A 9,826-nucleotide genomic window follows, 5' to 3' on the forward strand; every position below is an offset into this window, starting at 1 on the left:
TCAAATGCGTCCGGGTCAAGCTGCGCCCGCGTCTTTTCGAGCGCAGAATTCAGCGCGCCGACCACCAGATCAACCGGTGAATTGTCCCGAGGTGCCGAGGACTCCTGACTGGGTGCGAGATATTGCATGCTGACCGCAACATTGCGGGCCAGCTTGATCTTGAAGTCACGATACCCGTCGCAGCCGAGTGTCCGGCAGAACCGGATAACCGTCGGCGTGCTAACGTTGCAAGCCTCGGCCAGATCGGCAATCACCATCTGACTGACCGCTTCAAGGTTTTCCATGACAAAGTCGGCGACACGCTGTTCACGCGGAGCAAACTCACCATTTGTCCGCCGTAACACTGATATCAGATCCAGCACGGCAGGGGTGCGTTGCGCGGTTTGAATGCTCAGCTGTTCTTCATCGTCCTGGTCGATTTGCGACCTCATCCATGTGTCCTTTTTTTGCGATAGCTCACCACGATGTTGTATCAACAATTCGCCAAAGGTCAGCTTTATTTTACCGCACCGGACGTCAAGCCGGTCACGAGATAGCGTTGCAGCCAAGCGAACACGATGGCAACCGGCAGGGTCGCAACAAAGGTCGCGGCCATGACATAGTGCCATTCAATCGAGTATCGCCCGGACACCAGTGACAATATCTGTATCGGCAACGTGTAGTTTTCCGCGCTCCGCAGGCTGGTCAGGGCGATGACAAATTCGTTCCAGGTGTTTACGAACGTGAACAGCGCGGTGACCACAAGGGCCGGGATGGCCAGGGGCAGAAATACGCGCCGCAGCGACAGCGTGGACGAGGCGCCCTCCATCCAGGCGGCTTCCTCAAGATCGCGCGGGATCGTCGAGAAATAGCTTTCCAGCATCCAGACCGCAAAAGCCATGTTGAACCCGGTGTTGATCATCGCCACCGCAAGCTTGCTGTCCAGAGCCCCGGCCAGAACCAGAAGCCTGAAAAGCCCAAGGATCAGCACAATGGGCGACAGCATTTGCGACACCAGCAGAAAGCCGCGAAACGCCTGCTTGCCGTGAAACCTCATCCGACTGAGCGCATAGGCCGCCGGAATTGCACAGAGAATAGTCAGAGCCGTGGAGACCGTTGAAATGTAAAGAGAGTTCCCAAGGGCAACTCCGAAATTCGTGGCCTGCCACATCTCGATGAAATTGCCCCATGCCAGACGGCTGGGAATCCAGCGAGGATCGTAAAGCTCGGTCTGCGGTTTCAGCGCGCTCATGAACATGACGGCAAAAGGGAACAGGCAGAAGGCCAGCAAGGGTGCCAGAACCAGCCAGGATACAATTGTCGTTTTCATTTTGCTGTTCACTGCGCGCCCCTTTCGTTCTTCATTGCGAGGCGGACGTAAATCAGGCTGAAAATCAGCAGGATCGCGAACATGATCAGCGACAGCACCGCGGCCTCACCCACTTTGCCAAACCGAAACGCGCTTTTGTAAAGATAGGTCACCAGAATATCGGTGGTGTTGACCGGCCCCCCTTGGGTGGTGACCCAGATGATCGGGAAGGAATTGAAGACGTAGATTGTATTCAGCACGACCGCAATATTCACAAAGGGGCGCATCATTGGCAGTGTGATGCGCCGGAACCTTTGCCAGCCATTCGCGCCTTCCATCTTGGCGGCCTCGTACAGGTCCTGCGGGATTGAGGACAGACCGCCCAGGAAAATTGTGGTCGTGAAGGGAATGGTTGCCAGAATGCCAACGATGATCTGCATGGGAAACGCGGTGCGATAGGATGCCAGCCACGCGACATTCTCATCAATGATCCCGGCAAAGATCAGCGCCGAGTTCAGCATGCCGCTTTCCCCGTTCAAGGCCAGACGCGCGGTGATCGCAAGCATCGCCAGCGAGATTGCCCAGGGCAACATGATGATGACGCGGGCGATGTTGCGGCCGTAAAAGTCGCGATGCAGGATAATCGAGGTGGGCATCGCGATGATGAACGTGCCGGCCACAATTGAAACGGTCCAGATCACCGTTCGCCATAGGGACGCATAAAGCTCGGGGTCGACAAAGACCGCCGAATAGTTCTTGAGACCACCAAATCCAAGCACCTGACCAAAGCGGTTCACATCGCCAAAAGACAACGACCCCAGTTGAAACAAGGGCCAGAGGATGATGGCTGCTGAAAACAGGAAGCCAGGGAGCACCAACCCATAGGGAACTGCCGTGTTACGTTTCTGGGCCATCAGCCGGTTTGTCCTGTGTTGTCGACAGGAATGCTGTCGCCATTCAGTAAGAATTACAAGAAAAAAGAAACTTTGTTACTAATTGGGTCGATCGTCCGGATAAATTAGGCTGGAGGTTATGCAAATTGCGAATTATTTAGTGCAAATGTTGCATTGCGATACCCTGAAATCCAATAAAATCTCCACAATATATTGAATATTCTCAGTAATTCCGCCCTCCGCGAGTTTTGTACTTAAGGTATAGATTGTTGTGCGATTTATGTAATTATGTTAGAAAATGCGCGGTTGATGCTGTTCCATCAAGCTCAGGTTCAAGCGCGTCAACATGGAGGGAAAATCATGATACGAAAAATTGGAAGTGCGGTCTTCTCCGGGCTTTTGGCATCGACGTTTGCGCTGTCCGCGCAAGCCGCAGAAATCCGCTTTACCTTGGGTGAGTACTCGGCTGAAACGCGCAAATCATTTGAACAGGTCGCCGCTGCGTTCGAGGCAGAGAACCCCGACATTGATGTCATCATCGAAGTCATCCCCTGGAGCAACTATCTCCAAACCCTGACCACCGACATCTCGGGCAATAACGCGCCGGATATGTCCGTTCTGGCCTCGATCTGGCTGAAGGAATTTGCGACCCAGGGGCTGATCGAGCCGATGGATGACCTGATCACCCCGGAACTGAAAGACAAATTCATTCCGGCATTGCTGGGGCCTTCGGTTATCGATGGTGAGTTGATGGGCCTGCCGATTGCCGCCTCTGCGCGGGCTATGATGGTCAACAATGACCTCTACGAGGCCGCAGGTATGACCCCGCCCGCAACCTGGGAAGAGTTGCGCGATACCTCGGCCAAAATCTCGGAACAATCCGACATCTTTGGATTTGGCCTTCCGGGCAAAGAAGACGAGGTCGACGTTTACTTCTATTATGCCCTGTGGTCGTTTGGCGGTGAGATCTTCGATGAGGAAGGTCGCAGCGCAATCGCGTCCCCGCAGGGCGTTGCCGCAGCGCAGGTCTATGCCGATCTTGTGGCGGCGGGGCATACACAGCCCGCACCGACGGCAAACAGCCGCGAGGATGTGTTCAACCTGTTCAAGAACGGCAAGATCGGAACGATCTTCACCTTCCCGATGCTGGTGCCCCAGATCAAGGCCGAAGCGCCGGATCTGAACTATTCAGTCCTGCCATTCCCGGTCGAGGCGCAGAAGGTTACGATGGGGATTACCGATAGTGTTGCGGTGTTCCGGACCTCTGACGCAAAACCCGAAGTGCAGAAATTCCTGGACTTTATCTATCAGCACGATTTCCGGCTGGCGTTCAACCTCGCCGATGGGCTGCTGCCGGTGATGACCAGCGTGGTCAATGACCCGGTCTATCAGGAAGATCTGGACATCAAGGCATTTGCCGACGGTCTGGCCTATGCAAAGTTCCAGCCAACGGTTGAGCGGTGGGATGAGATCATCGACATCACCCGCAGTGCATTGCAGACGATCTATCTTGGTGATGCGACCCCAGAAGATGCTCTGACTGATGCGGCGGCGAAGATCGACCAGCTGCGCGGTTTCTGATCATCACAACAAAGGCGGGCTGGGCCGGGATGCTGGCCAGCCCGCATTTCCTTTAAATCGGATAGAGATACCTAAATGGTGTATATGGAGAAATTCAGGCTGGATGGCAAAACGGCGGTTTTGACCGGTGCCAGCCGGGGGCTTGGCCGGGTCATGGCGCTTGCGATGGCCGAAGCCGGTGCCGATGTGATCATCACTGGCCGTACGGAAGAGTCGCTTGCGAAGACAGCGAAAGACATCCGCGCACACGGTGGGCGCAAAGTTGATACGGTCGCCTTGGACATGAGCGAACCCGAAGCCTGTCAGGCCGGGTTTGAGCATATTCGCGACACTTTTGGCCCCGTTGATATTCTGGTGAACAATGTCGGCAATCGTCTGAACGCGGACTCTATTGTCGATCAGTCGTTGACGAGTTGGCAGAAGACGATTGATACCAATCTGACGAGCTGTTTTCTGGGGTCGAAAATCCTGGGCTCGGCCATGATCGAACGCGGCACGGGCGGGCGGATCATTTCGATATCATCGATGAATGCTTTCGTGTCGAACAGGGGTATTGGCGATCGGGCCTATGAAACGTCCAAGGCCGCCGTTCTTCAGTTCACCAAGGCCGCCGCCGCCGATTGGGCGCCCCATGGTGTTACCGTCAACGCGATATGTCCGGGCCTGTTCATGACGGACGCCAACCGTGAATGGAACAGAACGCGCCCCGAAGTCATCGAGAAGCTGGTCAGCGGCATTCCGATGGGGCGTGCGGGCGAACCCGACGAGATTGGCGCGCTTGCGGTCTTTCTGGCCAGTGATGCATCCAGCTATATGACGGGTGCCGGGGTCGTTTTCGATGGCGGCTATACCCTGTGGTAACCTCCGGATTTCGCTTGCGCGATATCCATCTTGGAAAGGGCTGGCAGCGCCAGCCCTTTTTTACACGCGAAGCCCGCTGTCGCGCCGAAAGATGTGTACTTTTCCGGGATCGACACCAACCTCAAGCGGTTGACCTGATCCGATATCGATACGCTCGCGAAAGGCACATTTGACATCGGCCTCGGCCAATGATCCGTAGATCAAGGTCTCTGACCCGGTGGGTTCAAACTGATCGACCCTGAGCGTGAGCTTTGTCGGTGCATCTTGCAGCAGCCAGGCATCCGGCCTGATGCCGACAATAATCTTTTCGCCCGAGTGAAGATCAGCGTGCGGAACCGTGATCTTCTGTCCGTCCGAAAGCACGGCGTTCGCCGTGTCAGCGTCGGGTTCGTACCGGGCCTCCATGAAATTCATAGAAGGCGACCCCAGGAAACCGGCGACAAATTTGTTGGCGGGGCGGTCATAGAGGTCAAGCGGGGCGCCCACCTGTTCAATTTTACCGTGGTTCATGATCACGATACGGTCGGACATGGTCATCGCTTCGATCTGATCATGGGTCACGTAGAGCGTGGTTGTCTTCAACTGCCGCTGCAGGGCCTTGATCTCGGTGCGCATTTCGACACGCAGATGGGCGTCAAGGTTGGACAGGGGTTCGTCAAACAAAAACATGTTCGGGTCCCGCACAATCGCGCGCCCCATCGCAACCCGTTGACGTTGTCCCCCGGATAGTTCGGATGGCATCCGATCAAGATACGGCGTCAAGTTCAGGATATCTGCGGCGCGATGCACCTTTTCCTCGGACAGAGCGCGATCTTCACCGCGCACCTGTGGGCCGAACCGGATGTTGTCGGCCACGTTGAGATGGGGAAACAGAGCGTAGGATTGAAAGACCAGTGCGATGTTGCGTTTCTGCGCGGGCAATTCATTTGCCCGTTTGCCACCGATGCGCAACTCGCCCGACGTGATGTCTTCGAGACCGGCAACCATGCGCAGCAAGGTGGATTTGCCGCAGCCCGAGGGGCCGACAATGACGACGAACTCGCCTTCTTCGATATCCAGCGACAGGTCATTGAGCACCTGAAAAGCGCCGTAGGATTTACATATCCCATCTAGTTCTATTCTGGCCAAGTCACCTTCCCTCGTGTACCAAAAGTTCAGAAATACCCCGGATATGTACTTTTACAACGTCAGGGTGGGTTTTTCCAGTGAAATGGGCCTTACCCCAACCAGTTATACTTGGGGTCAAACCCCAATATGCGACGGGCTTTTGCAATGGACAGAAGCGTTTCACGGCCATCAACCGGCGTGCGAAGTTCCACATCCGGAAACACATCCGCCATAAGATCCGCGCTATTGCGTTTCATGGTCGTGTCGCTGTTGGCGATCACGAAACAGTCCGCACCCACAAGATCAGCATTCAGCGCCTTGCGCGTTGCCTGCGCAGCATCGCGGGCGTCGATATAACCCCACATGTTCCATTGCCGCAGTGCCGTGTCATCCTGCCACCCTTCAAACTGCGCATAGCCATCCGGTTCCATCACATTGGAAAGGCGCAGGCCGATCATCGTCAGATCGGGGTTCCAGCGGCAATATTGCCGGGCCATTTCTTCGCCCAGATCCTTGGAAAGCGAATATGAACTTTCGGGGCGCATCGGATGATCTTCGTCCACCGGCGCATATGCGGGCGGGTTGTCGGGCGAGAACGGCAACCCCAGTGTCGTTTCGCTGGACGCCCAGACAATGCGGCGGATGCCGGTACGAACGGCGGCTTCGAAGACGTTGTATGTGCTCAGGATATTGGTGTGGAAAATCTGATCATCCGTCGCCAGTTCCGGTGCCGGGATGGCCGCGAAATGGACGATGGCGTCAGGGGTTCCAAACGGGCGAAAAGGTGAATCCGCGCCGCCACCGCGGTTCATCATCGCCATGGTCTGACCAAAGTCGCACAGATCGACTTTCAGGAACGGGCAAACCGGATCAGTGGACGAAGCGCGATCAACGTTCAGCACGTTATACCCATGCTCGACAAGATCGCGGCATACAGCCCGCCCAGCCTTGCCGCTTCCCCCGGTCACAAGAACATTCTTCATTGATTGGCCCTTACTTCCAAAATCCCGTCTTTGTTCCGTTCATTCTGTCGAACATCGCCTGTCATTTCCAATCCGCCATGCGGCAGTTCGATAGGCGGATGAACGCAGGACATTGGTGGGCTGCGGCGCGCCAAAGTAAGCTCTGCCAAGATGGTTTTCCCAGGAAAGACAGGAATTTGACGAAAGAGCTGCTCATCCGTGCGTCCCGGGTCATCGACCCGTCTCAGGATTGGGACGGGCCGGCGGAAATCCTGTTGCAAAACGGAAAGGTAACAGGGTTCGGACCCAGCCTGAGCACCAGTGCGGCTGTGCCCGTCCTGAATGCGGATCAAGGAATTGTGGTTCCGGGTCTGATCGATTTTCACAGCCATGTGTGGTGGGGCGGCACGTCCCTGAGCGTGAAACCCGAGCCCGTTGCGCGAAGAAGTGGCACCACCACATTTCTGGATACCGGCAGCGCTGGGGCGGGCACGATGGCAGGCTTTCACGCCCATATCGCGCAGCAGACGGATTTGACCATTCTGGCCTACATCAACGTATCTTTCGCCGGTATTTTCGGGTTCTCGGAAAGCGTCATGATCGGTGAATGTGCCGACATCAGATTGCTTGATGCGCGCGAATGCGTTCGCGTGGCCAAACAGTTTCCGGATTTTGTACGCGGCGTGAAAGTCCGGGTCGGCCAGAAGGCCGGTGGCGATCAGGGGATCGCGCCGCTTGAGGTGGCATTGGACATCGCCGATCAACTGGGATTGCCGGTGATGTCGCATATCGACTTTCCGCCTCCGGGGGGTCGGCAAATACTGGATTTGCTTCGTCCCGGCGATATCCTGACGCATTTTCTGCGCCCGTTCCCAAACTCAGCCGTTGATAGTCAGGGTGCGGTCAAAGCCGAATACTGGAAGGCGCGCGAAAGGGGGGTGCTGTTCGATGTGGGTCATGGCTATGGCGGGTTCGGGTTTGAAGCGGGCGAAGCGGCCTTGGATCATGGTTTTCCGCCGGACATCATCAGCAGCGATGTCCATGTGCTGTGCGAAAACGGCCCGGCCTTTGATGTGTTGTCGGTGATGAACAAATTCTGGTCCATGGGTATGGAACTGCCGGACGTGATCCGCGCGGCAACGGCAACCCCTGCGGCCATTCTGCGACGTCCTGATCTGGGGACGCTTGCACCGTGTGCCCGCGCGGATGTTGCAATTCTCGATATTCGCGAAGACGCGACAGAGTTTGTGGATGCTATCGGCGTGCGACGCAGCGTAGATCGGTATTTGTCCTGTTCCGAAATGGTGGTGGGCGGTCACGTATGGCCAACGTCGGGAGGTTAGGCATGCGCGCAGGGATCTATCTTTATCCGTGGGATCTGAAGGATGCGGGTGCGTCAGCACTCGTTGCGCGTTTGGGTGATGCGGGCATATCGGCGATCCACCTTGCGACCTCGTACCACGCCGGTAAGTTTTTGCGCCCGCACGGGTCATCCGGGAAAGTGTATTTTCCGCAGGACGGGACCGTATATTTCCACCCGGACCCCAGTCTTTATGGTCGGATAAAGCCTCGGGTCGCTGACCTGATCAAGGACTTTGATCCCCTTTCGGTTCTCGCGAAAACAGCACCCGATCTTGAGCGTATCGCCTGGACTGTCGGGCTACACAACACTCCGCTGGGGCAGCAACATCCGGACCTGACCGCGCGCACGGTGTTTGGCGACCCGCTGTTCAACTCGCTTTGCGCGTCGCAGCCGGATGTCCGGAACTTCCTGACTGCGCTGTGCTGTGACATTGCGCGCAATCAGCCCGTGGCCGAGGTTTCGGTTGAAACACCGGGATGGCAGGCGTTCCGACATGGTCACCACCATGAATTTGAGTTGATCGAGCTGACCGCTTCGACGGAGACGTTGCTGGGTTTGTGTTTCTGTGATGCCTGCAAGCTGGGGGCCACGTCCTGCGGGATCGGGTTCGACGCGTTGAAAACGATGGCTGCCGACGCTCTGGAAAGGTTCTTTGCCGATGGCACCGAACCCGGGTTCGACCCTTTGGCCGATCCGGAATGGCGTGCATTTCATACTTGGCGGGCAGAGCAGGTCACGTCTCTTGTTCGACGCATTCGGTCCGAAATGCCGCGGGATGTGCGGTTGTCGATTATCCCAACGACGCAATCGCCAAACGCATTGTGCCTGACTGAAGGCTCCGATCTGGCCGCGCTGTCCCGGGTGGCGGATGCGTTGGAAATTCCCAGCTACCAGAACGGCGTTTCCGCGATGACAGACGACATCGTCAAAACCCGGGAACTGGTCAGGGGGTCGGACAATCTGGGCTACATCCTTCGTCCTTCCTATCCGAATCTGACGGATGCGTCCCAGGTGCGCGCCGCCGTTCAAATGCTGAAAGGGCAGGGCGCCAAATCAATTTCATTCTACAACTATGGTCACATGCGGCTGCAATCCCTCGACTGGATTCGCGCCGCCCTGACCTGAGAGGTGAGGGTCACATGAGGTATGCAAACAAGGTCGCTCTGGTCACAGGTGCAGGGCATGGGATTGGCGCGGCAATTGCAGAGAAACTCGCCTCCGAAGGGGCCGCAGTTGCGGTTCTGGAAATCAACGCGCAGACCGGCGCGGCGAAAGCCAAGGATATCGAGGCCGCAGGTGGGCGCGCATGCTTTGTCGAGGCGGACATTACCGATCTGGCGCAGGTCGAATCGGCGATCGCCGAAACCGAGAAAGCCCTTGGTGAAGTGGATGTGCTGGTGAACAACGCCGCGTATAGTTTTGCCGGAAGCCTGGATGAGATCGCCGCCGAGCTTTGGAATCGTGAGATCGACGTGAACCTGAACGGGCCTTACAATTGCATACGGGCGGTGCTGCCGGCGATGAAGGCAAGGCGCGCCGGTGCAATCGTCAATATCGCGTCGGTCAACGGCGTGCGCTATTTCGGAAGCCCGGCCTATAGCGCGGCCAAGGCTGCCGTTCTCAACCTGACGCAATCCGTTGCCAGCGAATACGGCGCTTTTGGCATTCGCTGTAACGCAGTCCTGCCGGGATCGGTCCGAACCGACGCCGTCAGCTGGCGCATGCGTTTGGAGAAAGACCCGCAGGTTTTCGAGAAACTTGCAAAATGGTA

10 protein-coding genes are annotated in these 9,826 nt (G+C 56.6%); 5 read left to right on the forward strand and 5 right to left on the reverse strand.

All coding sequences use genetic code 11. The features are described 5' to 3' along the window. The 3 genes from MPJ51_RS03105 to MPJ51_RS03115 all read right to left on the reverse strand — a co-directional run. Positions 1 to 548, reverse strand: a 548-nt coding sequence (locus tag MPJ51_RS03105) for a MurR/RpiR family transcriptional regulator (protein WP_298381606.1), incomplete at its 3' end; no start/stop codon positions are given. Further along, a complete protein-coding gene (locus MPJ51_RS03110; RefSeq protein ID WP_298381609.1) occupies positions 497 to 1,309 on the reverse strand; it encodes a carbohydrate ABC transporter permease in 813 nt (270 codons plus the stop codon). The genes MPJ51_RS03110 and MPJ51_RS03105, both read right to left, overlap by 52 nt. An 8-nt stretch (positions 1,310 to 1,317) precedes the next feature. Beyond that, positions 1,318 to 2,202: a sugar ABC transporter permease gene (locus tag MPJ51_RS03115; RefSeq protein WP_298381611.1), complete on the reverse strand. Its 885-nt coding sequence runs from the start codon at positions 2,200 to 2,202 to the stop codon at positions 1,318 to 1,320. 339 nt (positions 2,203 to 2,541) lie between these two features. On the opposite strand from MPJ51_RS03115, the gene MPJ51_RS03120 reads away from it, so the two are divergent. Continuing rightward, positions 2,542 to 3,762 (forward strand): sugar ABC transporter substrate-binding protein, encoded by a 1,221-nt coding sequence (locus MPJ51_RS03120; RefSeq protein ID WP_298381613.1) that lies wholly within the window; start codon positions 2,542 to 2,544, stop codon positions 3,760 to 3,762. Between the two features lie 75 nt (positions 3,763 to 3,837). Then, on the forward strand, positions 3,838 to 4,623 hold the full coding sequence (locus MPJ51_RS03125; protein WP_298381615.1) for an SDR family NAD(P)-dependent oxidoreductase: 786 nt from the start codon (positions 3,838 to 3,840) through the stop codon (positions 4,621 to 4,623). A gap of 60 nt (positions 4,624 to 4,683) precedes the next feature. Here the strand turns inward: MPJ51_RS03125 and ugpC are convergent, their stop codons facing one another. Both ugpC and MPJ51_RS03135 read right to left on the reverse strand, forming a co-directional pair. Continuing rightward, on the reverse strand, positions 4,684 to 5,751 hold the full coding sequence (gene ugpC / locus MPJ51_RS03130; protein WP_298381616.1) for a sn-glycerol-3-phosphate ABC transporter ATP-binding protein UgpC: 1,068 nt from the start codon (positions 5,749 to 5,751) through the stop codon (positions 4,684 to 4,686). A gap of 89 nt (positions 5,752 to 5,840) precedes the next feature. Beyond that, the gene (locus MPJ51_RS03135) at positions 5,841 to 6,713 is read right to left on the reverse strand and encodes an NAD(P)-dependent oxidoreductase (RefSeq protein WP_298381618.1); all 873 of its coding nucleotides are present in this window, start codon (positions 6,711 to 6,713) and stop codon (positions 5,841 to 5,843) included. Between the two features lie 176 nt (positions 6,714 to 6,889). On the opposite strand from MPJ51_RS03135, the gene MPJ51_RS03140 reads away from it, so the two are divergent. The 3 genes from MPJ51_RS03140 to MPJ51_RS03150 all read left to right on the forward strand — a co-directional run. Next, on the forward strand, positions 6,890 to 8,035 hold the full coding sequence (locus MPJ51_RS03140) for an amidohydrolase/deacetylase family metallohydrolase (RefSeq protein ID WP_298381620.1): 1,146 nt from the start codon (positions 6,890 to 6,892) through the stop codon (positions 8,033 to 8,035). 2 nt (positions 8,036 to 8,037) lie between these two features. Further along, complete coding sequence (locus MPJ51_RS03145; protein ID WP_298381622.1) at positions 8,038 to 9,180, forward strand: hypothetical protein; 1,143 nt, start codon at positions 8,038 to 8,040, stop codon at positions 9,178 to 9,180. A gap of 14 nt (positions 9,181 to 9,194) precedes the next feature. Continuing rightward, positions 9,195 to 9,826: SDR family oxidoreductase (locus MPJ51_RS03150; protein ID WP_298381624.1), on the forward strand; the 632-nt coding region annotated here is incomplete at its 3' end.

Origin of the sequence: Ruegeria sp., from assembly GCF_028066395.1 — a bacterium.
GTDB lineage: Bacteria > Pseudomonadota > Alphaproteobacteria > Rhodobacterales > Rhodobacteraceae > Ruegeria.

What these genes read in the sequence shown, in the direction of transcription:
- MPJ51_RS03135 (WP_298381618.1), bottom strand. Translation starts at nt 6,713, where the DNA reads ATGAAGAATGTTCTTGTGACCGGGGGAAGCGGCAAGGCTGGGCGGGCT.
- MPJ51_RS03115 (WP_298381611.1), bottom strand. Translation starts at nt 2,202, where the DNA reads ATGGCCCAGAAACGTAACACGGCAGTTCCCTATGGGTTGGTGCTCCCT.
- MPJ51_RS03145 (WP_298381622.1), top strand. Translation starts at nt 8,038, where the DNA reads ATGCGCGCAGGGATCTATCTTTATCCGTGGGATCTGAAGGATGCGGGT.
- MPJ51_RS03120 (WP_298381613.1), top strand. Translation starts at nt 2,542, where the DNA reads ATGATACGAAAAATTGGAAGTGCGGTCTTCTCCGGGCTTTTGGCATCG.
- MPJ51_RS03125 (WP_298381615.1), top strand. Translation starts at nt 3,838, where the DNA reads ATGGTGTATATGGAGAAATTCAGGCTGGATGGCAAAACGGCGGTTTTG.
- MPJ51_RS03110 (WP_298381609.1), bottom strand. Translation starts at nt 1,309, where the DNA reads ATGAAAACGACAATTGTATCCTGGCTGGTTCTGGCACCCTTGCTGGCC.